The organism is Comamonas sp. NyZ500 (assembly GCF_016772095.1).
GTDB lineage: Bacteria > Pseudomonadota > Gammaproteobacteria > Burkholderiales > Burkholderiaceae_C > Comamonas > Comamonas thiooxydans.
The window spans coordinates 177,766-201,306 of the sequence record NZ_JAEIJE010000009.1; the positions used below are offsets into that span (position 1 = coordinate 177,766).

A 23,541-nucleotide genomic window follows, 5' to 3' on the forward strand; every position below is an offset into this window, starting at 1 on the left:
CCAATTGTGACTCGACTGGACTCTCGGCACGATAAGCATCACTGCCACAAACACAGTCTTCTTTGTTATGACCTTCTCCAGCACCCATGTAACCGCAAGTCCCGCTGCGAAGCCGCCCATTGCCATCGCTCATTTCGCTGCTGAATTCAGTTTCGAGACCGATTGTTGGGATGTGCATGACGGGCTTCTAAAGGGCCCCGATTTCGTGCTCCTCGACGTACGCTCGCCGGCACTGTTCTCCCAGGGCCATGTGCCAGGGGCAATCAATTTGCCTCATGGGAAGATCGTCGAAAGCAAGTTGGCGGCTTGGCCAGAAGAGACCCTATTCGTCACCTACTGCGCAGGGCCCCATTGCAACGGCGCGGCACGCGGTGCCTTGCGTCTGGCAAGACTGGGGCGGCCCGTGAAAATAATGGCTGGCGGTATTACTGGTTGGCTCGATGAAGGGTTTGAACTGAATAGGACAATGCTCGAAGACCCGTCCGCCTAACGCGTTGGCTTCCCGCTTCAGAAGACAGCCCTGGAGGAATGCGGGCCAACCGCTAGTGACTGTGGATTCAACGGGTTGCGGCCGTCGCTGTTCGAAACCCAATCAGTCACCTCTTTTCAATGAGGTCGACCATAGCTTTCACCTTCGCAGTTCCACTCAAAATTCCGCAAGTGGATTGGGCTGCGCGGAGTTCTCCAAACCGCCTTTTCAATTGGGCTGTGAGGCGGTTGTCGGGGCACCTACCGAGCTTCTCGGCGCTAGATTTGAAACGCAGATCGCTTTAGAGAGGCGAAAGAGAATTTTGATGAAGAAGATCGCAGTACAAGCCCTTAGAGCTCCGAGTTTTTGACACTCTCAAAAACCCTGATCTCTTACGTGATGGATGTCGCGCACCTGAGTTGATGTGTCACGCTCAATTCGCTGAAAAATCGAGAACACTTGATCGGAACATAGGTTTGTACCGCTGAACGCAATGGGTCGCTTGCAACAGTCCAGTGCGTGCTCAGTGGTTCACATGGAGGGTGAGCAAGCGGTTCTTCAGATATTCAGCGACAGGACTAAGCACACGCTCTCGCTTCTGTATCAGGCCTAAAGTCCGCCACAACTGAGGCTCAATGAGTGGCACACCGCAGACCTTAGGATTGCACTCAGGCAGAGCAAGCTGCGGGATGGCTGCCATTCCCAAACCTGCTTCGACAAGAGCCAGAGCCCCAGTTACGTGATTGCATTCGTACCAAGCCATTGGCTGCTCAGGCAGGCCTGCCATGACTTGGTCCAAAAGCAGTCGATTGCTGCTCTGGTGCGATACGGATACGAGGCGCACTCCGGCAAGCTCTGACCATGCTACCTCTGAGCGGCATGCCCAAGCATGACTTCGCAGCATTGCCAACACATATCGCTCGCGTGCCAAAGTCTCGAACTGAATTCCTGGTTCCTGGCTTCCCGTGAAACTGAGCCCGAAATCGGCTTGCCCCCTAACCACGGCATCCAGGACATGGCTCGCATTCTCGTCAATGACATGAACGTGCACATCCGGGTACTCATCGGCAAAGGTGCGCAATGCATATGGCAAAAGATGGTTTGCCACTGAAGGAATGCAAGCCACGGTCACCAATCCTCGGCGAGTCAGCGACTGATCGCTGATGCGCTGCGCTGCTGTCTCGAGGCTCTCCAGCGCTGCGCGCGCCTCAGTCAGAAATTCCTGACCAATCGCGGTCAACTGGACATGCCTGGTGGTCCGCTCAAGCAGCTTGGCTCCAAGTGCTTCCTCCAGGCGCTCCACCCTGCGACTCAACGCCGGGGCAGACAAACAAAGACGTTCCGCAGCTACACGAAAGCTTGAATTCTCTGCCGTGGCAACAAACGCCTGTAGTTCGGCAATATCGAATTTAATGCGCTGCATGCAACAGTTTAATCATATATTGCAATTCACGGAATAGTCCTGGATATTTACCATCGCCGCTTGCACAGAGTTGATAACGACTCGATCAGGAGACAACATGCAACGACGCCCTCTCATACTGGCTGCCGCATTGGCCGCCTGCCTGCCGCTCGCCAGTGCCAATGCCAATGCCCAGGATTTCCCCCCAAAAAGACCGGTCACCATGGTTGTCGGCTTTGCCGCAGGCGGTTCGGCCGATATCGCGGCACGCATTATTGCCAAGAAACTCGGTGAAAACATTGGCCAGAGCGTGGTCGTGGATAACAAGCCTGGTGCCGGCGGCAATCTGGCGCATGCCCAGGTTGCCCATGGACCTACCGATGGCTCTGTCTTGCTGTTCGGCTCGATCGGCCCTTTGAGCATCTCGCCGCACTTCATGAAGGTGAGCTACGACCCGCTCAAGGATCTCGCACCAATCACTATGGGCGTGACCTTTCCCAACGTTCTGGTGGTGCCTGCAAGCAAAGGCATCAAAACCCTAGGCGAGTTTGTGGCTGCTGCCAAGCGTGAACCGGGCAAACTGGACTTTGCTTCTACGGGCCCTGGATCAGCGGCCCACTTGGCCGGCGAACTGCTTAACGACATTGCAAAGATCGACACGGTTCACATTCCCTATAAGGGCGGAGCCCCCGCGTTACAGGATGTCCTGGGCGGACGCGTCAGCTCCTTCTATGCAGCACCACCCACAGCGCTGCCGCATATCGAGTCGGGCAAGCTCATTCCGTTGGCAACCACCGGACTGACACGGCCAGCCTACCTGCCCAATGTGCCCACCGTCGCAGAGACCTATCCAGGCTTTAACGCCACTAACTGGTATGCGTTCGTTGCGCCAGGTAAAACACCCAAGCCGCTACTGGACAGATGGAATGTCGAACTCGTGAAGGTGTTGAACGCTCCTGACGTGCGAGCAAACCTGCTTAAACACGGTCAAACCGCAGCTCCAACATCACGAGAAGATTTGGCCAAATTCATTTCGACAGAAAATGAGAAATGGAGCCGCATCATCCGTGATCGAAAAATAACGGCGGATTGACTGAAAGGTATATCCACACGAATCGCCGAAGATCGACAGAAGTAAAGGATGTGTGCATGGTGTGCTCCCTGTAGGTTTATCCGGCATGGGCGAGCAGTGCCATATGGACATGGCAGGCCAAGCTTATACTGCTGAGCCAGGCGCCTTCCACGGTGCCGTTATGCAGCCAGTCACCGCACATCCCCAAACTGGCAGCCGCGTCCCACCAGGAGCCCATGTTCAGCCGGTTGGCCGTGTCGCCATAGCGCCAGCGGTGGGCCGTCACCTGCACGCTGGCTGGATCGGAGCCGCCCAGTTTCGCAAAGGCCTTTAACAGGACAGCTGTTACTGAAGTCTCCTCAAATGCCTCCTCGAATCTTCGCGCCACTCAAAAGTCGTGAATCCCCCTCACGGAGGTCTCAACATGAAGAAGTCCAGATTCAGTGAAGCGCAAATCGTCGGCATCCTCAAGGAGGTTGAGCTAGGCGCCAAAGTCGGTGACACCTGCCGCAAACATGGCATCAGCGATGCCACGTACTACAAGTGGAAGAGCCAGTATTCAGGGATGTCCGTGTAGCATCTGGCCCAGACGCGGCAGTTGCAGGAAGAGAACGCCAAGCTCAAGCGCATGTATACCGATTTGGCGCTCGTGCACCATGCCCTGAAGGATGTTGTCGAGCGAAAGCTCTGACCCCGGAGCGTCGGCAATCCATCGTGCATGCGCTTATGAGCGAGCACCACCTAAGTCAGCGCAGAGCTTGCCAAGCTGCGGGCCTGGCTCGCTCAACGCTGCGATATGCACGAGTGGTCTGTGACGACTCCGGGGTAATCGACTTCATCCAAAGATACGTGGCATTGAATCCTCGCCACGGGTTTGGGCTGCTTTACGCTAGCGCCCGCTTTCAAGAACAGCCCTGGGGTAAGACTGTGCTTTGGCGTGTGTATTGCCAGCTCAAACTGAACCTGCCCAGGCGGGGCAAGAAACGTTTGCCGCAGCGCATCAAGCATCCCTTGGAGGCAGCCTCAACACCGAACCAGGGCTGGAGTTGTGACTTCATGTCCGATGCCCTGTGGTCAGGAAGACAGTTCAGAACCTTCAACGTCATTGACGACTTCAACCGAGAGTGCCTGCGTATCGAAATTGATGCCAGCTTGCCTGCAGCTCGGGTGGTACGAGCCTTGGAGGAGCTCACTGAGGTCCGTGGGGTGCCGCAGTGCATTCGCCTGGACAACGGGCCCGAGTTCATCGCCCAGGCCTTGAAGCAATGGGCGCAGGATAAAGGCATAGCGTTGAACCACATTCAGCCAGGCAAGCCGACGCAGAACGCTTACGTAGAACGTTTCAACAGAACCTATCGCACGGAGGTGCTCGACTGCTATGTCTTTGAATCGCTGCAGGAAGTGCGCTCAATGACCGAGGATTGGCTGCATCGCTACAACCACCATCGTCCACATGAATCGCTGGGCCGGATTCTGCCGGTCGCGTATCGTGTCAAACGTTTCCCCAACCTCTACTTTTAGGTAGTGCAGGAAAGCGAGGATGCTTCTCCTGTGACAAAAGAAAAAGCCCGCAAGCAGTTGCTGCGGGCGCGAATAAAAAGCCGGTGACCTATTTGGTCATGCCTGGGCAAGTTGAGGAAGTGAAAGGAGTCTGTGACCCCAGGCCCGGCAAAACAGGTACGTGACGTAAATTTTGCCCAAAGAGAGTGATGGAATCAAGATGTGCGTGGGCTCATAAACAGGCGCTGCCTTATCTGGCGTGACCACTTTGGCTAAAGACGCTGAAGCCACACCGCACTCCCAATTGTCGCAAGCCCAGGCGAATTCCTGAGTTGCCGTACCTGCTCAAGCGGTCACGCCGGATGGCCCTAAATTCAGGACAAAAAAAGCCACCTCGTGGGTGGCATAAGAGGCTCCACCTACGTCCTAATAGCTGGGCCCAACGCGAATGCTACTGGAATAATTTCACGAGGGGCATGCTTTTGCTGCTCAATACATTTCGAAGTGCGTTGGCGCGTACATTTCCGCGCTGTGGTGGCTCCGGTAGAGCCCTGCCGCATGCTAGCAGCTCATCGCACAAGCGCATCAGACAGGAAAAATCCGCCTAGAAGGCTGCATGCTGAAGAAATCGAAGACGTTTGGTTCAGTGGTGTGTTGGCAAGTCTTCGACGTTGCATATTTCGACGCACAGACGAACTTTGTGGCCGATGTTCGAGCCACGTATGTCCCAAATAAAATGAAGTACATCCTTTACACGTAGGAACTGTCCTGTCTGGGGCTCAGGGAGCCATCTAGCATTTCTAAATCCATTCCAACTCATCTTGTCTCCGACGGCGAAGGGTTGAAATGGTGTTGATGACTCAAGGTGGACGACCGGTTCGCTCTTAATTGAGTTCTGTGAAATTTCAAGGTGATAGGTAATGGGGCGTACCAGCATCTTTACCTCAGCTTGGCTTGAAGTTCTCTGCCGCGTAAGCTTGCTCTTCGTGCATTTGCATGCATAGAGTGCTTTCATTGATTTTTGCTTGAAGCACTCAGCGCCACTTCCGCAAATTACACGCGAAGCATTCATTCGTCATGTTTAGGAAAGTTGCTGGGCCATCTAGTGTTACCACTGCTGCCACGACGCGAAAGCCGCGCCGTGCTCTTGATAGATGGCTAGCCCAAGCCCATTCCTGAACTGCCGTGCCTGCGTGAGCGAACACGCCAGATGGTCTTCTCGGGGAGCGCTGCATGCTACTTCGTGCAGAAGGCCGGTAACCCTGCAAGCAGGTGTCAAGACTGGTTTGCTGGAATTGCTAAAGCAATGTGGGAGGCTCAACGTAGCTGCAGAGAGCGTGCTTCTTGATATCAAGCGTGGGAGAGCAGTTCGTTTCCCATAGAGCTTGCCCGCGGCAGGTCTTGATCAAGTTTTTCGCTTTGGCAACTTCGTCTTCGTTTTCGAGCCTGTCCTCCATAAAGTTCTTGAAGTCCTTATCCTGAAGCATTTCCACTAGGCTTGCAGTGTGCGTGTTGACTTCATAGACAAATGGTTTCTTGCCTGGATAGGACGCTAACTCACCTTGACGAAAGCCCACAAATCCGCAGACAGCATCGCCGTTCTTTCCCAACTTCACATCTTTGAACTCGGCATGCTCAGGGAAGGCAAGCAGCCGCCTGGCAGCTCGCCTGGCCTCAAGTTTGTGGCTCTCCTCATTCGTACAGGAGACAAGGACGAAGCTTGAAATGGCGATCGATATGCTGATAGACAGCGTTGATGGACGCATAGCTATTCCAGTATTGATTTGGCTAAGCCGGGACTTCGCAACGGTCACAGACACGATTGCTAGTTCGCGTTGGCTGTTAGATGAATAGCTAGATCAAGCCGAATTCAAGCGGCTTTCACGGAGATTGCGGTGGCGCTTGGGAAGCGCTTCAGGGCATCTTCAAGTGCGGCGCATGTGCTTGGGAATAAGGCGGTGTAGCAGGCTCCTGCTACTTTGATGATGCATCGCTTCAATGAAATCTCCTTGAGTCTGTTCAGCTCTTATGAGGTTATCGGCTGATATGTATCAGACTGAAACATTGAAGGTGAAGCAGTTAAGATAGTCTTCGAAGGCTACTGGCAACAGTTCGGCCGTCTAGGTGAACGTATAGGCTTCAGCCACAGTCTTGATATCCGCGATGTCGAGCTTGGCGTCCTTCGGCTCTTCATCTCCAGACTTCAGGTAATCCGATGCGGCTGCATTTCTTTAACTGGCTCTTCTAATGTCTGCATGAGCCCCACAGACACCAATCTGCTGAGCTTTGGCCAAGCAAAGTTGATGGCGTGCAACTGCATCAACGACAGTGGTGCCGCTTGTAGCCCGTATCTACACCCAAGCAGCACGTACTAGACGTAATGTTAGCTAAGGGTGTCAGCAACGCCCACATGCACGAAGTTATCGGTGGTCCCTGTTTCGTCAGAACACTGCTGAAAAACAGCGCCCGTAAGCGCCGTCAACTGAATGTGAGCCGTCAAGATGTCACTCAGGAGTAGTCCCTCCATTCAGTGGGGCGCATCGCCAGTTTCTGAGGAGACCCTACAGTATGGGGACTTTACGAGTACATCAACCAGAAGCATTCCCGTCCCATCGACCGCAATCATCACTCGCGTGGTGTTGCGGTCGATTTCAAGGGTGTCCCATATTTCAGCTGAGGATTGTTTAGAGCCTCTAACTGCAGGCTTGCTTATTTGGGGAGCAAAACCTTGTCGATCACGTGAATTACGCCATTGGATTGATACACACCTAGGAATGGTCACTGTGGCAGTGCCGCCTTTTTCATCCGTGAGCATGATTTTCTTACCGCTGGCTCTGGCCGTCAGGGTGCCGCCACTGACTGTTTTGATCATGGCCTTGCCTTTGCCGTCCTTGATCATCTTGCTGAGTGCTGCGGCATCCCATTTACCAGGGACGACGTGGTATGTGAGGACCGTGGTCAGCATGGCTTTGTTTTCAGGCTTCAGCAGCGTATCTACGGTACCAGCGGGAAGAGCATCAAATGCGGCATTGGTGGGCGCAAAGACGGTAAATGGACCGGGCCCTTGAGCGTATCGACGAGGCCAGCAGCTTTCACCGCCGCGACCAGCGTAGTGTGATCCTTGGAATTGACTGCGTTGTCTATGATGTCCTTGGAGGGCAGCATGGGGGCTCCACCCACCATCACATCAGCCATTGCCGCGATGGATACAGCAGACATCGAGATAGCCATGCTGAATGAGGCCAACTTGCGTGCAGATTGAATCGAGAACATGGATGCTCCTTGATGTACAAGCCGAAAAATGCCGGCTGAAAGGAATACGCAACCACTCCCTATCTGGATTCATTGAATTTCGCTATTTATTTTCTGCTGGCGATTTGTCAGGTGCGCGGGTGAAAGGCAAAGTTGCCTATGGCAGCCGCAATGTTTGCTTATGGAGATGCCGGCAAGTGGCTCATCAAGCCTTGATCGGCAGAAGATCCTAGATCTGGACGGCTCGGCCAATGAACTGAATGGGGCCAGTGGGTCGTCCAATCGGGGAGCCGCCATAGGGTTCCAGGGTCAGCTCAAACAATTGATTGGGCTGTAGGGGGGGGAGCTTGTCCACTGGAACCTCTATGGCCTCGCCTGGCTTTACGAGGCCAAGCGATACTGGAGCGCTCCAGCCATCAGCCTTGGTCCAGAACTGCAGGGATTTTTCTGCAGGAACCTTATCGGTGCCCAACGGGACCAGTTGCAGTCTTCCTTCGACCTGTGCCTGTACCAACCAGCCTGGAGATTGACTCTGAGGCGCGGCCAACACCACGAAATAGCGCGGCGCTGTTGGGGGAGACGCTTCACGTACCACAAGAACAGCGGCCAGCACTGCTGTGGCGGCGAAACCCGCGCCCGTCAGGCTGCGCCATAGAGCGAGGCTGTCCCACTGCCACCAGCGTACTCGAGCTGGCACGACTCGGGGGCGACTCGCTGGCGCGATGCTTGCGGCGATCCGCTGCCAGAGGCTGGCTCCTGGCTCCACAGGCTCGGCTAGCGTGGTCAGCGGCAACAGGCGCTGCTCCCATTCGTCCACAGCTGCGCGCAGGGCTGGCTCGCAGGGAAGGCGCGCTTCAATAGAGCGACGCTGGCCTGCATCGAGCGTGCCCAATACATACTCTCCGGCCTGTGTATGCAGGTCGTCTGGAGATTGTGGTTGTTGGGTTTCGCTGCTCATTGCATGCATTCCCGCAGTGCGCGCAGTCCGCGCTGAATCCAGGCCTTGACTGTGCCCAGGGGGGCTTTGACCCGCTCGGCAATTTCGCTATGGCTGCAGCCGTCCACATAGGCGTGCAACAGGCAGGCGCGGCGCGCTGGCTCCAAGCCATCAAGGCAATGCCCCAGACGGCCAAGTGAGGCCTGTCGTGCAAGCTCATCACCACTTTCCTGCCAGGCCGCAAAAGCCGCTTGTGCATCCAGGTGCGCTGTAGCCGGTTCCTCCAACATGGTCTCTCGCGCGCTACCACGCACTCGATTCAGTGCAGCATGTCTTACGATGCTGTAAATCCAGCCTCGGCCAGCACCACGGCTGGCGTCGAAGCTCGATGCACGCTCCCAGATGGACACAAAAGCGTCGTGAAGCACATCCTCTGCCGTAGCGCGGTCACGAACTATTCTGAGAGCAACACCCAGCAGATAGCGTGTTTCGCGCTCATAGATGCTGCGCAGGGCTTCGCGATCACCTCGCGCACAGGCCTGAAGCGCAGCGTCATGGTCGAAAGCGTCATCTTGGAGGGCGGCAGCAGGCGGCACAAATAGAAGGTCAGAAGGAAATAGAGATAAATCCTCCGACCATTCTAGTCATGCCGTTGCAAAGCCTTACATCGTGGGTTTCCAGAAGATGTAATCGGCCTGGTACTTGACCATGGTCTTCTGGCCTTTGGTGGCGGTGGTGCAGGGTTTGTCTGCAGGAGCAACACCCCCTTGGAGTGCGACGCGCTGAATGTAGCTCACGTCTACCAGCGCGCCGGCCCCCATGGCGGGATTGGCCTTTACCAACTGATAGGGCAAGCTGCCAGGGCTGGAGGGTGCTACTGCGAGTTGCGTAGCTGTGAGCTTGGATCCGTCATTGGCTTCCCAGGTTGCGGGAGGTCCGTAGTAGCGGCCCACAGTCTTGCCGGAGCGATCTTTCAACACCGCATCGGGACCGACGAAGACCCATTCGGTTTGGCCAGGTGCGTTGGCCTTGTCCCGGCACTCATAGGTGATGTCGCCACTGCCAACAGTTTCCCAGGCTACCTTGTGACCGGCGGGAACCTGGATGGGAGCAGGCAGTGAAGCCTGAGAGAAGTTGCTGGCTGATGACTTCATCGAGCCGCATGCAGCGAGCAGGGCTGCAGCGGAAGTGACGGCAGCAAAGGCGGCGAGGCGGTATGCGAAGCGAGTGGTCGACATTGAGATTCTCCAATTAGATCGGTTGGAAGGATTCACTGAAGCAGCACATTGCTTGTGTTGCTGCAGGTACTACCCACGAGATCGATGTTTGGATGCACCCGATACAAATCTTTTTGGAAATGTTCCGTGACGCTATAACTCGTGGCCGCTTTAGTAGCCTTCAACCAAAGGCATTTCCGTCCCATCGACCGCAATCATCACGCCCGTGGTGTTGGGGTCGATTTCTATTGGGACTCCCCACATTTCATTGGGCTTGGCGAAGGCGTTGACGATGTTGAACTGCCGAAGCTCTTCGGGCGTCATCTTGATCAGCTTGGGGTAGGCGTTGTTGTGGGCCTTCCAGTGCCTCAGGAAGGTTTGACACACGCGCTTGTGGATTGTGTGGATGGGAGATTCATCGGTCATTGCGCGATTGCCTCAGAGCATGCGCGGCTCTCCGGCGTATGACTGGGTATGGAGAGATACAGATTCTCAGCAGAGCATTTCAGTTCGAATCGACAAGTCGCTACCATCGAAGAAATAATTCATGGATGGCTATGAACCTACGACCAGCAAACACCGAGGATCTTGCACATCTGTTTGCAATACATCGATCGGTATTTCACTCACATATTGAGAAGCTATGGGGCTGGGATGAAGCTTGGCAACGCGAAAACTTCACATCGGAATGCACAACTGCCACTACCTCCGTGATTGAAGTCGATGATCAAATCGCTGGGTACATCCAAGTCCTTGACCGCGAGTGCCAAATCTACTTGCAGAATATTGCTATCGCGCCTGCATTTCAGAGTGCAGCTATTGGCACCAGACTTATGAAAGATTTGCAGTTAAGTGCAGCGGCTCGGCAGGTGCCGCTGCACTTAGGTGTGTTCAAAAGCAATATGCCTGCTCATAGGCTATATCAGCGCCTTGGATTTCGTGATGTCGACGAAACACGTACTCATATCGAGATGTCGTGGATTGCTCCTTGTCTTGATAGACTGAGCGGAAAGTGTTGAGCTAATTTTGAATGGCTGCTAAGGGTTGTGAACACTCCTTTTCCGTTGACTGTTACTGGCAAAAGCTTGTCGGTCATATGATTGCCGGATAGGAGGCCGACTTCAGACGCTCTGCTCTCTTACGAGTTTATTGGGTGCATAAAGGCGAAAGCGCTGAAAGCGAGCACCTTCAATGTTTACTTCGCCGTCAGGCTGGAAGCCTAGCCTGAAAATTGCTTTGATTCTTGTCCTTGAGGGGGGAAGCAAAATTGTGATGGAGCCCAGCTTCAGAGAGTTGAATGCCCATTTAACGATCTCGTGATAAATCGCTTTCCCTCTACCCCAAAAATCTGGATGAAGCACTAATGCCAGGTCGGCATCACCTTTCTCGTACTGCAAGCCACCCCAACCAGCAAATGTCTGATTAATTAGAAATGCCCACGGACCGTAGCCATATTGTTGCCACTGTGCGTCTTTTTGCTGGACCCATTCTTTTGCCTTCGAAAGATCGAAATTTGCACTTCCAAGCGGCATTTGCCGTAGCACATCGGGATTGTTGTTGAGCGAAATGATGTCTATCAGGTCGATTTCTGTAAGGCGCTTGAATTCCAAGGTCATGCTGAAGCTAAATATGTTTGTCTATCGACTCGCAATAGCATATTAAAGCGGTGCTGGCTGGCTGTTGCGTCTTCAACTGACAGGCAGCTCTTGGTGGTTTGCAGGGCCGCGCTCGTTGGGAAAGCCATATCTGCCTGGAGTGCACAACAGGGGGATCCGTCCTCATCGATCATCATCACAATACGGCTTGCGCATTACACCTGATATTGTGTTTTTGTGTGTGCGTTCCCAGTATTCGTCCAGCGTGTCAGCCACTTCGATGACTGTGAGAGTTCCCTCAACCGGGGTGGCTTCTGGATGTTCCTTTTTAATCATCTTCTCGGAGCAGAGGTGCCTGGTGGTGCGCCACTTACCGAGATTGTCTTGATAGCGCCAGTTGTAGTGATGTTCGATGTGCATGTGAACTTCCTTTTTGCGCTGTGTATTTATACAGCTTTAGAGAAATCCGACTTGCTAGTCTGTACGTATGTGCAACCGCAACAACACCCCGTCAGAGATCAAGATTGAGCGCTACTTTCGCATCGGCCGGGAGTTTCCGGGCTGGTGGAGGAATAAGCGCAACAGTAGCGTAGCGGCTGCGCCGACAATATTGGGCGCTATGCGCCTGAGCCGTCTTTTCCTTTGCACCACTGTGCTGCTACTCAGTCTGGTCTCATTGATGCTGGTGCGCACGATGTGGGCCGACTGGCAGGACGTGCGCCGTGCTGAATTCGGACTGGATGCGATGGAGCTGGCCTATGCTGCCATGAAGGTCGCCGAACACGCCTCGGCCGAGCGAGGTCCTGCTATCCCGGTACTCAACGACCCGCCCTCGGACGCTTTGCGCAAGCGCCTGACGCAGTTCCAGTTGGAGACCGATGCGGCCTTCGATGTGGCGCTGACGCGGCTGCGCCGACGTGAGGAAGCCGAGCTGCTGACTGCCCTGCCGGTGTTGGAGCGGGCGCGCACGCAGATGCAGGCAGCCCGGCAAGAGCTTGAGCGGGTGGCGGCCCTGCCCCAGGCTGAGCGCGCGGCCGTCGATAAACGCCGCACCCGTCAGGTCATCGACCAGATGTTCGAGGTCGTCGACACAGTGCTAGAGGCGGTTACCCTGCTGTCGGCCAGTGCCGAGCGCATCCATCCCAGCCTGTCGCTGCCGCTGGTCGGCGCGCGCTACGCCGCTGAGCTGCGCGAGCATGCTGGCCGCTTGGGCTCGCAATTCACCGCGCCGCTGGCCAGCGGCTCGCCGCTCGGCCCGCAAGAGCGCGACGGCATTCCTCGAATGCTCGGCCGTATCGAGCAGCTCAAGGCTCTGCTGGATGTAAAGGCGCGCACCAGCCTCTCCGATCCGCGCATTGACGCCGCGCTGCGGGCCCAGCAGGAACGCTATTTCGGTCAGAGTTTGCCCTTTATCGCCGAGATTACCGCTCGAGGCCTTGCCGGCCTGCCCTATGGCATGGACTCGGCACAGTTTGTCTCCCGCCATGTCCCGGGGATGCGCAGCATCGTCGATCTGCGCGACACTCTGCACGAGGTAGGCCGCGAACAGACGCTGGAGAAGGTGGCGGAAGCCTGGCGGCGGCTGCGCGTCAACGCGCTGATTGGCTGCTGCATCCTGGTGCTGGAGGTTGGCGTTTTCATCACGCTGCGCCGCCGTGTGCTGTCGCCGCTGCTGCTCATCACCCAGCATATGATGGAACTGATGCGTGGCCGGCTGAACCGGCAGCTACCCGCGGTCCAGCGCAGCGACGAGATCGGCGAGTTGCAGGCCGCGATGCATGCGTTGCAGGCCAGCCTGCAACGAACCCAGGAGCTGGAGGCCGAGCGCGAGACCCTGATTACCGAGCTTCGCCAGCTCAGCCACCGCGACCATCTGACCGGGCTGATGAACCGCCGCGCCTTCGACGATCAGGCGCCGGCCCAGCTGGCCCAGGCCGAACGTCATCGTTGGCCGCTGGCGCTGATACTGTTCGATTTGGACCATTTCAAGCGCATCAACGATCAGCATGGTCACGAGACCGGCGACCAGTTGCTACAGCATGCGGCGCAACTCGCGCAGGCCCAACTGCGCAGAGGCGATCTGCTGGCCCGCTATGGCGGCGAGGAGTTCATCGCGCTGCTGCCCGATTGCGATGACAAAGCGGCACTGGCCCTGGCCGAGCGCTTGCGCCAAGCCCTGCAGCAGCCGCTGCATCGGCCCGATGGCAGCATGCTGAACCTGAGCGCTAGCTTTGGTCTTGCGGTGCAGCCGGCTGGTCTCCAGTCCTCGCTGCCCGAACTCTTCAGCCGTGCCGACGCCGCCCTCTACGCAGCTAAGGCCAAAGGCCGCAACCGGGTGCAGTTGGCTCTCTGAGCAGATCAAGTTCTGGTCACAAAGCCGTAAAAAGCCATCTCTGATGACCGTTTGGATCGGCGATTCGTCTGTCATGGAGCACAGACTTTTGGTGCCGAGTGCTCATTTCATCTCGCGCTTCCATAATTGAACTCACTGCTGCATGAATTACTTGCAGCACTAGACCTCTAAGTGACCTGATAGCATGTATTTCCTCTCTCTGTTGATTTCCACCCAGAAGTGACCCACTAGCCCCCGGCGGGTCAGTTTTGCGTGGAAATTAACACGGCATGGGCCAAGAACTGTGCACAGCTTAGCCCTGCCGTACCGGCGCCAATGATGGCAATGCGGTGGGCGGCGCTGTCCGCTGTAGGGTGAGAAGTCATCATGTCAATGGAGTGTCTGTCTGAGGTTGACTATCTGTGACTGGCACGAATGAGTCGGTTCACTGCGATGCAAAAGGCTGCGGTGCGAACTTCAAAGTCGTTTGAAAATGCTTGTACTTGGCGGCAATGGGCGCTATTGGGGCACCCGGATTACACGACTGAGATCTACGCCGAAACTTTGAGCCTTTAGCAGCAGCGAATGAAGTTGCTCCTCTGGGATGGACTTCTGGCGCGACAGCAGCCAAAAGTAATCCAGGCTACCGCCAATGACCAGAGAGGTCTGGTATTCTTCGTCTAGGCTGACAACGTTATAGCCGCCGTAAAACGGGCCAAAAAACGAGACTTTCAGTGCCGCTACATTGGACGGTCCTAAAAAGTGGGCTTTCCCCTCGGCTTTGCGCCATTCCTGCTTGCGCGCGTCAAATCCTCGATTCAGCACGGAAATGCTGCCATCCGCGTTGAGCTGATAACGTGCTGCCACTTGGATCAGATTTTTCTCAAAGTGGTGATCAATGCGGGCCAGCTCATACCAAGTTCCAAGATAACGATTGATATCGAAATGGCTCACCGGATCCACCCCACGAGGTACAGATACGGCGCAGCCCGATAAAGCCAGCTGGGTCCCGACAAAGACGGCCGCTAGCGCTGTAGCGCGCATGAAAGAGCTTCTTGAAATATGCATAAAGCGCCTCGATAGTGTGAAGTAAACAGAGACCACGGCAGGCTCTGGTGTACGAGATTCAGGCTGAATGGCAACAGTGCATCGACTTATGCGCACTTGAAGTGCAAACGGCTGCGGGTGAGATCACATTCCGGTGACACGACGTACCGCCGAGAAATACCAGCTATCGGGCAGGCAGCGCATGAGCTTCACCCAGCGCGTGAAGCGACGGGGAAAGTTCATTTCGAAATGCCCCAGCCTCCAGCCGCGCAAGATATGCTGAGCGGCTTCTTCAGGGCTGATGAGAGCCGGCATCTTGAAGCTGTTTTGTGCGGTCAAAGGGGTATCCACAAAACCGGGATTGATGATGGAGACTCCAAGGCCCCGAGGGTGCAGATCCAGATAGAGGTTCTCTGCCAGGTTGTTGAGCGCGGCTTTGGTGGGTCCATAGGCCAGGGACATGGGCAGGCCCCGGTAGCCGGCCACACTGCCGACCAGAGCCAGGTGACCACGCCCGGCCTCCAGCAGCATCGGCATGACAGCGTCCAGCAGTTGCAGAGCGCCGACATAGTTGACCGCCAGATGCTGCTGCATCTCCAGCAGATCGAAAGCTGTCGCGCGTTGCGGTCTGTACCGGCCTGCGCAATACAGCACCAGATCCGGCGCCCCTGCATAAGCTTTCACCGTCGCAGTGGCCTCAGCCATGGTCTCGGGCTGGGTGACATCCAGCGGCAGGACCAGAAAGCCGCTGCGGCCAAGGGTCAAGGAATGCAGGGCAACTGCATCTCTGGCCGATACGATGACCCGAGCGCCTTGCGCATGTAGAGCCTCTGAGGTGGCTCGCCCTATGCCTGAAGAAGCGCCGACTATCCAGGCACATTTCCCTTGCCAGTGGGACAGCGGCGGATTGAGCCTTGCGTGCAGCAGCGACATCGCACTTACTCCTTGATGAAGGACAGAGTCACATCGCCCAGGTGAACACCGAATTTGCTCATGACAGCACGGTTGAGCATGGTCCGCGCATCCATCAGATACATCCAGTCATCCATACTCACGTTCCAGACCTTGCCGTTCACTGGCAGGGCCAGCACATAGTTCCAACGGAAGGCGTTGCCAGCCGTCTGGCCCTGAGCCTGCCCCACCACGTCGTCTGCGTTTCCGATATAGCGGCCATCACCCAGATACTTCAGGTGCCAGATGCGTTGCTGCGTGCTGCCGTCGCTGTAGACAAAGTGCTCGTCGAGCACACCTTCGTCGCCGTTCCATTTGCCTGTCATGCGCACGGTGAAGCGCTTGACCACTTTTCCGGATCTGTCCGTGAACAAGCCGTGAGCGGTCAATGGTCCGTTGAAGTACTGACGCAGATCCAGTTCTGGGCGCTCCTGGGCATATTCCTGCACAGACGGACCCGCGCAGCCGGCCAGCATTCCCATGAACGTCAGTCCTATTGCGGCGCGGCGCCAAGGCAGGAATGAGAAAGTACTTGTCATGGATTTCATTTCAGTCTCCAAGATTGGTGCAGGCGCTCGCCACGCCACAGGCAAGCCCAGGCCATCAGTTTGAACAGGCAGGGAAGGCCTCCATATGCCCATGCCAGTGCCTGCAAGCCGGCAGGGTCGGTCGTGCCGCTGCGGTATCCCATTGCGGCAAGAAGCGGCAGGCACAGTCCAGCTGCCAATGCCAGATTGAGCTTGGCAGCACAGGCCCACCAACCTAGATAGCGTCCCTCTGCAGAGCCTCCTTGGCCAGACTCGTGGATGACGCCGGTCAGTAAAGCCCCAGGCAGCGCCAGATCTGCCCCGAGGGCCAATCCGCTTGTCAGACAGATGATGGTGAAGATCCAGCTGTCGCCGGCCCCGAGCCAGGGGGTGATGGAAAATGCGATCACGCTCGCCAGCATGCCGGCGCGCCAACTGGGCGCCAGCCCCCAGCGCGAGACAGCCTTCACCCACAGTGGCAATCCCGCAGCGGCGGCACCGAAATAGCACAATAGAAGTAGTGGCTGCAGATCCGGCGCATGCAAGCGATCCATCACGAAGAACGGCAGCAGTGTGGCGGGTATTGCTGCTGCCACGCCGTTGAGCATGAATACAGATAGCAGTCTGCGAAAACTTGCGTCCGCCCATGGTGAGGGCATAGCAGGCTTGGTGTGCAGTTGTACGGTGGACGCCGGTATCGCACTGGACCGTCGCAGGCTATGCAGCCCTAGCAAGCCCAGGACAAGCGCCATCATGAGCACCATGCTGGTTGCATCAAAACCCAGCCAGGTGGGCAGCACGCTGGCTAGGAGTACGCCAGCGAGAGTTGAACCTTCGCGCCAAGCGGTCACGCGCGCGCGCCAATCAGGCTCACCTCCCCAGCGCGCGCCCCAGGCCTGGTGCAAGATGCTCACGGCGCTATAGGCCAGAGTGCAGAGCAGCAGGCTGGCAGCCAGCCAGCCCAGCAGACTGGCTTGGCTGGCGTTTGGAGGATGCCACAGCGCAGCGAAGCCCAATGCCATGAGCACGCTGCCGAGCACCGCGGCCAGCCATGCGGCACGCAGCCCGCTTTGCAGCAGGCGATCGGCCATGCGTCCCAGGGCTGGGTCGAGCACCGCGTCCAGAGCGCGGGTGGCAAGCAGTACCGCCCCCAGGCCAGCCAAGGGCACCCCGGCGACCGCTGCATAGTGATGAGGCAGGTTGACATACAGCGGCAGCGACACGAATGCCAGCGGCACGCCGAGACCTCCATAAGCGAGCCCCACACGCCAGGGCAGCGGCTTGGATGGAGCTGAGCTGGGGGAGGGCATGGTCTTTGTCTCCTCAGCGCTTGCCCAGCAGTGCAGCGCGTAGGCCAGGCGCCGAAGTCTGATCAGACAGCCAGATACCAAAAAACAGGCGCGCGTACTCTGCATCCTGCAGGCGTGCGGTTTCGCGTCCATTGTGGAAAAAGCTCACATCCCCGGCTCCGTCAGTCACGCCCAGCAGTCGATCCTGCGCAGCGACATCAGGAAAGGCCTTCTTCATCATCATCAGCCATTGGCGTGCCTGTGCTTCGGAGAAGCTGCCCACGCGCCGCATCTCGGCCACCGATCGCTCGGCGATGGCCTCACCCTCCAGCTTGCGGTCATAGACCAGCTCCAACGCGAACGGCTGGCGTGCATAGTCCGCCGGCTCGAAGTCCGCCTGCGCCCAGAGACGGGCCTCGTAGACCCGCAGACCAAAAAAGCGCAGCACGCCGCTTCCAATCAGGCGCGCCGAGGGCAGGGTGGAGCGCAGCTCCGCAGGGGCGGCAGGCGTAGCTGCCAAGAGGTTGTGGGTCATTAGAGTCATAGTGGGAGCAAGAAGGCTGGCGCTCCAGACCAGGGCTTGGCGCCGTCGAATGTCATGCATGGTCAGGCCTGCGCAAAGTGAACTGGACCACATCGGTGTTGCCCGTATCAAAGGCCGCTTCGCAATAGGCCAGGTAAAACCTCCAAATGCGCACAAAGCGCTCATCGAAGCCCAGGCTTCGCACCTCATCAAGGCGCTGCTCAAAGGCGTGACGCCAGCGTCTGAGCGTTTCGGCATAGTCCTTGCCAAAGCGCATCTTCTTTTCCACCGTCAGGCCGGCGCGTTGGGCCTCTTGCTCGAAGGCCGTAACGCTGGGCAACAGACCGCCCGGGAAAATGAACTGCTGGATGAAGTCGGTGGAGTGCAGATAGCGCGCAAACAGGTCTTCGCGCAGGGTGATGGATTGCAGGCAAGCGTAGCCGCCGGGCTTGAGGCAGTCGCGTAGCACCTGGAAATAGGTACGCCAGTATTCATGCCCGACGGCCTCGAACATCTCGATGGACACAATCGCATCAAAGGGCTGCGCCGCATATTCAGCCATCAGATCCCGGTAATCTTGGTAACGCAGGTCGACTTGAGCCTGCAAGCTTGCTTGTGTGATGCGCTGCATGCCCCACTGCAGCTGCTCGCGCGACAAGGTGACGCCGGTCACCTGTGCGCCAAACTCGGTGGCCGCCGTCTCTGCCAGCGCCCCCCAGCCACAGCCGATTTCCAACAGGCGCTGACCAGGCTGGAGTCCTGTTTCGCTCAACGCACGTCTTACTTTGGATAGTTGTGCCTGTTCTAGGTCGGCGGCTTGTAAGGCTGTACCGCTGAGCCCTTCGAACCAGGCAGAGCTGTAGCTCATGGTCGGATCCAGCCACAGCCTATAAAAGTCGTTACCCAAGTCATAGTGGGCATGAATGTTTTTTGCGCTCCCCGCCCGCGTGTTGCGGCGAAGCAGATGGCGCAGCCTGAATCCCAGGCGGCCCCACCAGTGGCCGTACACCAACTGCTCCAGATGGTCGCGATTGCTGATGCAAAGTCGCAATAGCGCACTGAGGTCATGGCTGTCCCATTGGCCATCTATATAGCCCTCGGCTAGTCCAATATCGCCCGAGCTCAGGATTCGGTCCAAAGCTTCCCAGTGCTGAACTGCACAGCGTGCGTCTGCTTCCGCTGCGATCTGCTTCGGGAAATGGCGCACTCGTCCATCAGGCAATTGCAAATCCAGTTGGCCGTGCGGCAAATGCTCCAACAGTTTCATGACGCGACTGGCGCTGCGTGGCAGGGAGCGCGTTGAACCGGCGGACTTGCTCAGTAGGGGGACAGTGGTCGTGTTCATCGTGTTACAAAGCGCTTGGGCGCAGGTGGTTTGCGATGGAAAGGAAGCCGCTTCGCCCAAAGGCGGAGTGCCTGCCAGTGGATGCGGAAGATGACTCCGAGTGTCATCAGCGGCGTGCCGAAGAAAGCCTGGCGCACTGTGGAGGTGTTCAAGGGATGCAGTGTCCCTTCGACGCCCGTGCGCAGCAGCGGCCCTGTCTCGTCGTAGAGATCCACGAGCGCCAGATTGGTGCTTTCACTGCGTTTGAAGCGGAAGCGATACTCTCCCTGGGTCTCGCAAAATGGTGAGACATGAAAGCACTTGTGCGCCACATGTTCGCAATCCCAGGCGAGCTGAGGTCCTGCGAGAAGATAGGCATGACGCTCACCAAAGGTGTTGTTGACCTCGGCCAGGATTGCTGCCAGCGAGCCATCTGCTCGGTGTGCGTACCAGAAACTCACCGGCTTGAAGGCATAGCCCAGCACGCGGGGAAAGGTATGCAGCCAGATTTCTCCATCTGCATCCCGGATACCTTCTTGCTGCAACAGCTTTTCGAACCAGGCCAAAGAGTCGCAGCTGCCGTCGCCATGATCGCTGTCATGAAAGCTGAGCCAGCCGCGCCGATTGCGCCGCAGCACTGCAACCGGATGCTCACGCAGGCTTCGCATGGGAAGCAGCAGAAAATATCCGGGGTAACGGAATGCATGCTCGACTGGCCGAAGCCGGCGATGCCAGATATGGCCAAAGCCAATCAGAGGAGGAACGCTCATAGAGCTTCCTCCAAGATGGCCCCTGGGAGCACTGGTTGCTGTGTGTGGCTCAGAGAGTGGAGCACTCCATCGGCAGCTTCGAGACCTGAGCGTAAGCCATCTTCATGAAACCCATAGCCACACCAAGCGCCACAAAACCAAGTATTGCGCCTACCTTGTAACTCACCAACACGCTGTTGTGCAAAGATCGCAGCCTGATCGAAAACAGGGTGGCTGTACTGAATACGCGCATGAACTTTGTTCTCTGCGACTGGTCGAGTTGGATTCAGTGAAACCAGTACGGGTTGCTGCCAAGGCAGGGGCTGTAAACGGTTGATCAGATAGTGCAGACAGACACCGGCATTCTCTGCGCTGAGGGATGGTGCACGTTCGTAGTTCCAGGCCGCCCAGGCTGCCTGGCGTTGCGGCAGCACGGCTGTATCGGTATGCAGAACTGCTTCATTGGGCTGGTATCGAATTCCACCTAGCACTGCACGCTCCAACGGTGTCGCATCTTGACCCAGCAAACGCAACGCCTGGTCACTGTGGCAGGCCAAAACAACCGCATCAAAATGCTCCGACCCATGGGGCATCTGCAGCATGACCCCATGCGTATCGCGCTTCAAACTCAGCACTGGGGTGTTCAATCTGGTTTCATGGCGGCCATCCTGCTTAATTCGGGCAATCATTCGACGCACGTATTGCTGAGAACCGCCGCGCACGGTGTACCACTGAGGCCGATGTGTGACCTGGATCAGTCCATGGTTGTGGCAAAAGCGAATCAAGGTGGCGACGGGAAAGCGCAGCATCTGATCCGTAGGGCAGGACCAGATGCATCCAATCATGGGCAGCAGATAGTCGCTGCGAAACGCTTTACCGAAGCCATGCTGGTCCAGAAAGTCCTCTATTGAAGCATTGAGCTGTGCCTCGATCTGGCGTTCTGCGATATCTGTGGTCAGGCGGTTGAAGCGCAAGATCTCGAGCAGCATGCCGATAAAGCGGGGACGCAGCAGATTTCTGCGTTGAGCGAAAACTCCTCCTAAGGAGCTGCCGCTCCACTCGAGTCCGCACCTGCCATCGACGCTGGGAACTTGAACTGAAAAAGACATCTCGGAAGGTGCCGTTTCCACATTGAGTTCACTAAACAGCTGCGTGAGCATGGGGTAGGTACGATGATTGAATACTAGGAATCCTGTATCTACGCCATGGCTTACATCATCTAGGCAGAGCTCTAACGTGTTGGCATGTCCGCCGAAATGGCTGGTCGCTTCGATTAAGCAAACGCCGTGCGATGCTTGGGAGGTAGCTAGACGAAATGCGGCGGCCAGACCGGATATACCCGAACCGATAACAGCTATACGAGGCATGAAAGCTCCTTGAAGTATTGGGTGAACACTCAAGAAAACCGAAAAGATCAAATCTTGAACTGCTTAGTTCAAACTATAAACCTTAAATTTCAAATTTGCACTACCTGGTGTGCAAGATGATCTTGTGCGTCCTAAAATGTTGGCTATGAACGCTCGGTCAACAATCAAAGAACAAATTCAACGTGTACGGGAAGAGGCTGTCGTGGCGGCGGTGAACCGCCTTTTGGCGACTAAGGGCTACGACGCGATGACGGTGGATGAGGTCGCTGCTGAAGCAGGAGTCGCCAAGGCCAGTCTGTACAAGTTGTTTACTTCCAAAGAAGAGCTAGCCGGCGCAGCGATGGTCGGCGTGCTGGATCGTGCTTTGAGTTTTGTGGATGGCTTGCGCCGAGAGGCCGAGCAGGTAGCCGAATCCGGTCAGAGCACTCCTGCGCTGGATCAGCTCAAAGCAGTCGTGCGGTGGGCTATGCAAACGCAACTGGAAGGACAAATGCCCTCACTTCCGGCGCAAAATTCGAGTCTCAGCGCCTCATTGCAATCGAACGACGAGTACATGGATCGACTCATTGCGTTGAGCAATAGGCTCAGTACGTGGATTACCGAAGCCCAGACAGGTGGTCATTTGCAATTGCGACTACCCGCTGAACTAGTACTCTACACTCTGTTCGCGCGCGCCTGCGATCCGGTCGTGGCATTGCTCAAGGAGTCAGGCCAATACACGCATGACCAGATCATCGACTGGGTAACAAGCACGACTTTCGATGGTTTGGCCGTGAGATAGCGCTGCTCTCTCTTTGCTTTAGGGTTCGGAAGATTCGGACGATATTGATGGTGGGAAAGCCATCTCTTGCCATCGTGGCAAAGATCGCCTCTAACGCCAATTGCTAGGATGCAGAGCCATTCGTGTGTACTGACTTTGCAGGCGCCGAAACCCTACGGCGCAACCAGCGCATCAAGACCCCAAGCAACGGCAATTTCTCGTACAACTCTTCTGCGGTGTCCCAGTAATCACGGTGGTGTGTTACGCGGCCTTCGCAATCGAAGCAAACAGAAGAAGCGCCGCGAATGCACTGCTCAACCTCGGATCGCCAGTGACCCAGCCGAAAACGGAACTCCCATTCCAGAAATGCGTGATGGCCTTGCACCAGAGTCTGGGTAACTACAAAGTGTGGCTCCTGCAACGAGGAAAACATGTGTTCAAAAATGCTGGCGATCGCTGCCACCCCACGAACTTCGTTGAAGGGATCTTTGAAGTAGGCATCCGCCGCATAGTACGCGTCAAGCCGTTGTAGATGTTCTCCTGTCAGCCCTTCGTAGAACTCGACAAGCCTCTGAACAGCAACCCGACTGTCGTGGTTGCACGAAAATTTGTCCACATTCATTGACTACTACCTGATGGTAAGCGCGTTATTAGGACAAGGCGAGCATAGAACACAGGCTTTAGGAAGCAGGCTTAACTTGCAACTCCCAAATAATAGTAGTTGCTCTGGCATGGCTAGGAGACTTTACTTGTGCTCTACCGGGACTCATTTAGGACTGAGTTTTCCCTAGGCGGATTTGCCGCCTGGGGCGAAGCCAGCTAGATGAAGAGGAGGATTCTTCCATCTTACCGGCCTGTGGACATAGAGGTCCACATTGTTGAGTTAGTAGTTGTGAGTGTTAGAAGTCGCTGCACGAACATCGAATTTCGTGAGCTCTAAGGAGGGATCGCGGTAGCGTTAGCGTTAGTCGTTCGAACACTCAATCTAGAGTCTGTGGTCGACTCATGCGTATTCCTGTTGAATTGACCGCCTGTGCGGTTGTGGCTGACCGGTCTACTGGTCGTGACCGACTGAGTTCGGCCAGAAGCAGACAACCGCAGTGCATCTACGAACTACAGCTAGGCTGAACTGAGCCATTCACGCCCCTGTGTGTTAATTTCCACGCAAAACTGACCCGCCATTTCCATCTCAAACTGACCCACTCTTTGACTTGAGCCGCAAGGCTCA

At 56.3% G+C, this 23,541-nt stretch carries 23 protein-coding genes and 2 pseudogenes; 6 read left to right on the forward strand and 19 right to left on the reverse strand.

From position 1 onward, the window contains the following. The first annotated feature begins 67 nt into the window (after positions 1-67). Complete coding sequence (locus tag JAO85_RS15385; protein ID WP_202788446.1) at positions 68-490, forward strand: rhodanese-like domain-containing protein; 423 nt, start codon at positions 68-70, stop codon at positions 488-490. 502 nt (positions 491-992) lie between these two features. Here the strand turns inward: JAO85_RS15385 and JAO85_RS15390 are convergent. Beyond that, positions 993-1,892, reverse strand: coding sequence for a LysR family transcriptional regulator (locus JAO85_RS15390; protein WP_202788447.1), 900 nt, complete (start codon positions 1,890-1,892; stop codon positions 993-995). Positions 1,893-1,989: 97 nt separating this feature from the next. On the opposite strand from JAO85_RS15390, the gene JAO85_RS15395 reads away from it, so the two are divergent. Further along, positions 1,990-2,964, forward strand: coding sequence for a tripartite tricarboxylate transporter substrate binding protein (locus JAO85_RS15395; protein ID WP_202788448.1), 975 nt, complete (start codon positions 1,990-1,992; stop codon positions 2,962-2,964). A 76-nt stretch (positions 2,965-3,040) separates the two neighbouring features. Here JAO85_RS15395 and JAO85_RS15400 read toward each other — a convergent pair whose 3' ends face one another. Beyond that, complete coding sequence (locus JAO85_RS15400) at positions 3,041-3,331, reverse strand: hypothetical protein (protein ID WP_237734860.1); 291 nt, start codon at positions 3,329-3,331, stop codon at positions 3,041-3,043. Positions 3,332-3,367: 36 nt separating this feature from the next. On the opposite strand from JAO85_RS15400, the pseudogene JAO85_RS15405 reads away from it, so the two are divergent. Continuing rightward, positions 3,368-4,464 (forward strand): annotated as a pseudogene (locus tag JAO85_RS15405) (IS3 family transposase). 1,277 nt (positions 4,465-5,741) lie between these two features. Here JAO85_RS15405 and JAO85_RS15410 read toward each other — a convergent pair. The 6 genes and pseudogenes from JAO85_RS15410 to JAO85_RS15435 all read right to left on the reverse strand — a co-directional run bounded on the left by JAO85_RS15410 (position 5,742) and on the right by JAO85_RS15435 (position 10,275). Then, positions 5,742-6,209 carry a hypothetical protein gene (locus JAO85_RS15410; protein WP_034359567.1) on the reverse strand — a complete coding sequence of 156 codons (468 nt, stop codon included), beginning with the start codon at positions 6,207-6,209 and terminating at the stop codon, positions 5,742-5,744. A 943-nt stretch (positions 6,210-7,152) separates the two neighbouring features. After that, positions 7,153-7,716 (reverse strand): annotated as a pseudogene (locus tag JAO85_RS15415) (fasciclin domain-containing protein). A gap of 208 nt (positions 7,717-7,924) precedes the next feature. Continuing rightward, entirely contained in the window at positions 7,925-8,653 is a 729-nt protein-coding gene (locus JAO85_RS15420) for an anti-sigma factor domain-containing protein (protein ID WP_202788449.1), read from the reverse strand. After that, complete coding sequence (locus tag JAO85_RS15425) at positions 8,650-9,228, reverse strand: sigma-70 family RNA polymerase sigma factor (protein WP_202788450.1); 579 nt, start codon at positions 9,226-9,228, stop codon at positions 8,650-8,652. Before JAO85_RS15425 ends, JAO85_RS15420 begins: the two co-directional genes overlap by 4 nt. A gap of 66 nt (positions 9,229-9,294) precedes the next feature. Continuing rightward, positions 9,295-9,870, reverse strand: a complete 576-nt coding sequence (locus tag JAO85_RS15430) for a DUF3455 domain-containing protein (protein WP_054075222.1) — start codon at positions 9,868-9,870, stop codon at positions 9,295-9,297. Positions 9,871-10,020: 150 nt separating this feature from the next. Beyond that, positions 10,021-10,275, reverse strand: coding sequence for a hypothetical protein (locus tag JAO85_RS15435; protein ID WP_202788451.1), 255 nt, complete (start codon positions 10,273-10,275; stop codon positions 10,021-10,023). Between the two features lie 131 nt (positions 10,276-10,406). On the opposite strand from JAO85_RS15435, the gene JAO85_RS15440 reads away from it, so the two are divergent. Then, entirely contained in the window at positions 10,407-10,868 is a 462-nt protein-coding gene (locus JAO85_RS15440) for an N-acetyltransferase (protein WP_202788452.1), read from the forward strand. Positions 10,869-10,970: 102 nt separating this feature from the next. Here the strand turns inward: JAO85_RS15440 and JAO85_RS15445 are convergent, their stop codons facing one another. Then, positions 10,971-11,465, reverse strand: coding sequence for a GNAT family N-acetyltransferase (locus tag JAO85_RS15445; protein ID WP_202788453.1), 495 nt, complete (start codon positions 11,463-11,465; stop codon positions 10,971-10,973). A gap of 162 nt (positions 11,466-11,627) precedes the next feature. Continuing rightward, complete coding sequence (locus tag JAO85_RS15450; protein ID WP_202788454.1) at positions 11,628-11,864, reverse strand: hypothetical protein; 237 nt, start codon at positions 11,862-11,864, stop codon at positions 11,628-11,630. Between the two features lie 259 nt (positions 11,865-12,123). On the opposite strand from JAO85_RS15450, the gene JAO85_RS15455 reads away from it, so the two are divergent. Next, on the forward strand, positions 12,124-13,797 hold the full coding sequence (locus JAO85_RS15455; RefSeq protein WP_237734861.1) for a sensor domain-containing diguanylate cyclase: 1,674 nt from the start codon (positions 12,124-12,126) through the stop codon (positions 13,795-13,797). Positions 13,798-14,295: 498 nt separating this feature from the next. Here JAO85_RS15455 and JAO85_RS15460 read toward each other — a convergent pair whose 3' ends face one another. The 8 genes from JAO85_RS15460 to JAO85_RS15495 form a co-directional block, all read right to left on the reverse strand. After that, positions 14,296-14,739: a lipocalin family protein gene (locus JAO85_RS15460; RefSeq protein WP_202788468.1), complete on the reverse strand. Its 444-nt coding sequence runs from the start codon at positions 14,737-14,739 to the stop codon at positions 14,296-14,298. A 228-nt stretch (positions 14,740-14,967) separates the two neighbouring features. After that, entirely contained in the window at positions 14,968-15,756 is a 789-nt protein-coding gene (locus JAO85_RS15465; protein WP_087082766.1) for an SDR family oxidoreductase, read from the reverse strand. 5 nt (positions 15,757-15,761) lie between these two features. Beyond that, a complete protein-coding gene (locus tag JAO85_RS15470; protein WP_202788456.1) occupies positions 15,762-16,322 on the reverse strand; it encodes a DUF3833 domain-containing protein in 561 nt (186 codons plus the stop codon). After that, entirely contained in the window at positions 16,319-17,611 is a 1,293-nt protein-coding gene (locus JAO85_RS15475; RefSeq protein ID WP_202788457.1) for an MFS transporter, read from the reverse strand. The genes JAO85_RS15470 and JAO85_RS15475 overlap by 4 nt, the downstream gene beginning before the upstream one ends. A gap of 13 nt (positions 17,612-17,624) precedes the next feature. Continuing rightward, the gene (locus tag JAO85_RS15480) at positions 17,625-18,194 is read right to left on the reverse strand and encodes a chalcone isomerase family protein (RefSeq protein ID WP_172415207.1); all 570 of its coding nucleotides are present in this window, start codon (positions 18,192-18,194) and stop codon (positions 17,625-17,627) included. Next, complete coding sequence (locus JAO85_RS15485; RefSeq protein WP_202788458.1) at positions 18,187-19,458, reverse strand: cyclopropane-fatty-acyl-phospholipid synthase family protein; 1,272 nt, start codon at positions 19,456-19,458, stop codon at positions 18,187-18,189. The genes JAO85_RS15480 and JAO85_RS15485 overlap by 8 nt, the downstream gene beginning before the upstream one ends. Continuing rightward, positions 19,455-20,207 (reverse strand): DUF1365 domain-containing protein, encoded by a 753-nt coding sequence (locus JAO85_RS15490; protein WP_087082772.1) that lies wholly within the window; start codon positions 20,205-20,207, stop codon positions 19,455-19,457. The genes JAO85_RS15485 and JAO85_RS15490 overlap by 4 nt, the downstream gene beginning before the upstream one ends. Continuing rightward, the gene (locus JAO85_RS15495) at positions 20,204-21,553 is read right to left on the reverse strand and encodes an NAD(P)/FAD-dependent oxidoreductase (RefSeq protein ID WP_202788459.1); all 1,350 of its coding nucleotides are present in this window, start codon (positions 21,551-21,553) and stop codon (positions 20,204-20,206) included. Before JAO85_RS15495 ends, JAO85_RS15490 begins: the two co-directional genes overlap by 4 nt. 145 nt (positions 21,554-21,698) lie before the next feature. Here JAO85_RS15495 and JAO85_RS15500 point away from each other — a divergent pair, with 145 nt between their 5' ends. Beyond that, positions 21,699-22,334 (forward strand): TetR/AcrR family transcriptional regulator, encoded by a 636-nt coding sequence (locus tag JAO85_RS15500; RefSeq protein ID WP_034408419.1) that lies wholly within the window; start codon positions 21,699-21,701, stop codon positions 22,332-22,334. 103 nt (positions 22,335-22,437) lie between these two features. Here the strand turns inward: JAO85_RS15500 and JAO85_RS15505 are convergent, their stop codons facing one another. Continuing rightward, on the reverse strand, positions 22,438-22,935 hold the full coding sequence (locus JAO85_RS15505; RefSeq protein WP_202788460.1) for a nuclear transport factor 2 family protein: 498 nt from the start codon (positions 22,933-22,935) through the stop codon (positions 22,438-22,440). Between the last annotated feature and the right edge of the window lie 606 nt (positions 22,936-23,541).

What these genes read in the sequence shown, in the direction of transcription:
- JAO85_RS15385 (WP_202788446.1), top strand. Translation starts at nt 68, where the DNA reads ATGACCTTCTCCAGCACCCATGTAACCGCAAGTCCCGCTGCGAAGCCG.
- JAO85_RS15390 (WP_202788447.1), bottom strand. Translation starts at nt 1,892, where the DNA reads ATGCAGCGCATTAAATTCGATATTGCCGAACTACAGGCGTTTGTTGCC.
- JAO85_RS15395 (WP_202788448.1), top strand. Translation starts at nt 1,990, where the DNA reads ATGCAACGACGCCCTCTCATACTGGCTGCCGCATTGGCCGCCTGCCTG.
- JAO85_RS15410 (WP_034359567.1), bottom strand. Translation starts at nt 6,209, where the DNA reads ATGCGTCCATCAACGCTGTCTATCAGCATATCGATCGCCATTTCAAGC.
- JAO85_RS15420 (WP_202788449.1), bottom strand. Translation starts at nt 8,653, where the DNA reads ATGAGCAGCGAAACCCAACAACCACAATCTCCAGACGACCTGCATACA.
- JAO85_RS15430 (WP_054075222.1), bottom strand. Translation starts at nt 9,870, where the DNA reads ATGTCGACCACTCGCTTCGCATACCGCCTCGCCGCCTTTGCTGCCGTC.
- JAO85_RS15435 (WP_202788451.1), bottom strand. Translation starts at nt 10,275, where the DNA reads ATGACCGATGAATCTCCCATCCACACAATCCACAAGCGCGTGTGTCAA.
- JAO85_RS15440 (WP_202788452.1), top strand. Translation starts at nt 10,407, where the DNA reads ATGAACCTACGACCAGCAAACACCGAGGATCTTGCACATCTGTTTGCA.
- JAO85_RS15445 (WP_202788453.1), bottom strand. Translation starts at nt 11,465, where the DNA reads ATGACCTTGGAATTCAAGCGCCTTACAGAAATCGACCTGATAGACATC.
- JAO85_RS15450 (WP_202788454.1), bottom strand. Translation starts at nt 11,864, where the DNA reads ATGCACATCGAACATCACTACAACTGGCGCTATCAAGACAATCTCGGT.
- JAO85_RS15455 (WP_237734861.1), top strand. Translation starts at nt 12,124, where the DNA reads ATGCTGGTGCGCACGATGTGGGCCGACTGGCAGGACGTGCGCCGTGCT.
- JAO85_RS15465 (WP_087082766.1), bottom strand. Translation starts at nt 15,756, where the DNA reads ATGTCGCTGCTGCACGCAAGGCTCAATCCGCCGCTGTCCCACTGGCAA.
- JAO85_RS15470 (WP_202788456.1), bottom strand. Translation starts at nt 16,322, where the DNA reads ATGAAATCCATGACAAGTACTTTCTCATTCCTGCCTTGGCGCCGCGCC.
- JAO85_RS15475 (WP_202788457.1), bottom strand. Translation starts at nt 17,611, where the DNA reads ATGCCCTCCCCCAGCTCAGCTCCATCCAAGCCGCTGCCCTGGCGTGTG.
- JAO85_RS15480 (WP_172415207.1), bottom strand. Translation starts at nt 18,194, where the DNA reads ATGCATGACATTCGACGGCGCCAAGCCCTGGTCTGGAGCGCCAGCCTT.
- JAO85_RS15485 (WP_202788458.1), bottom strand. Translation starts at nt 19,458, where the DNA reads ATGAACACGACCACTGTCCCCCTACTGAGCAAGTCCGCCGGTTCAACG.
- JAO85_RS15490 (WP_087082772.1), bottom strand. Translation starts at nt 20,207, where the DNA reads ATGAGCGTTCCTCCTCTGATTGGCTTTGGCCATATCTGGCATCGCCGG.
- JAO85_RS15495 (WP_202788459.1), bottom strand. Translation starts at nt 21,553, where the DNA reads ATGCCTCGTATAGCTGTTATCGGTTCGGGTATATCCGGTCTGGCCGCC.
- JAO85_RS15500 (WP_034408419.1), top strand. Translation starts at nt 21,699, where the DNA reads ATGAACGCTCGGTCAACAATCAAAGAACAAATTCAACGTGTACGGGAA.
- JAO85_RS15505 (WP_202788460.1), bottom strand. Translation starts at nt 22,935, where the DNA reads ATGAATGTGGACAAATTTTCGTGCAACCACGACAGTCGGGTTGCTGTT.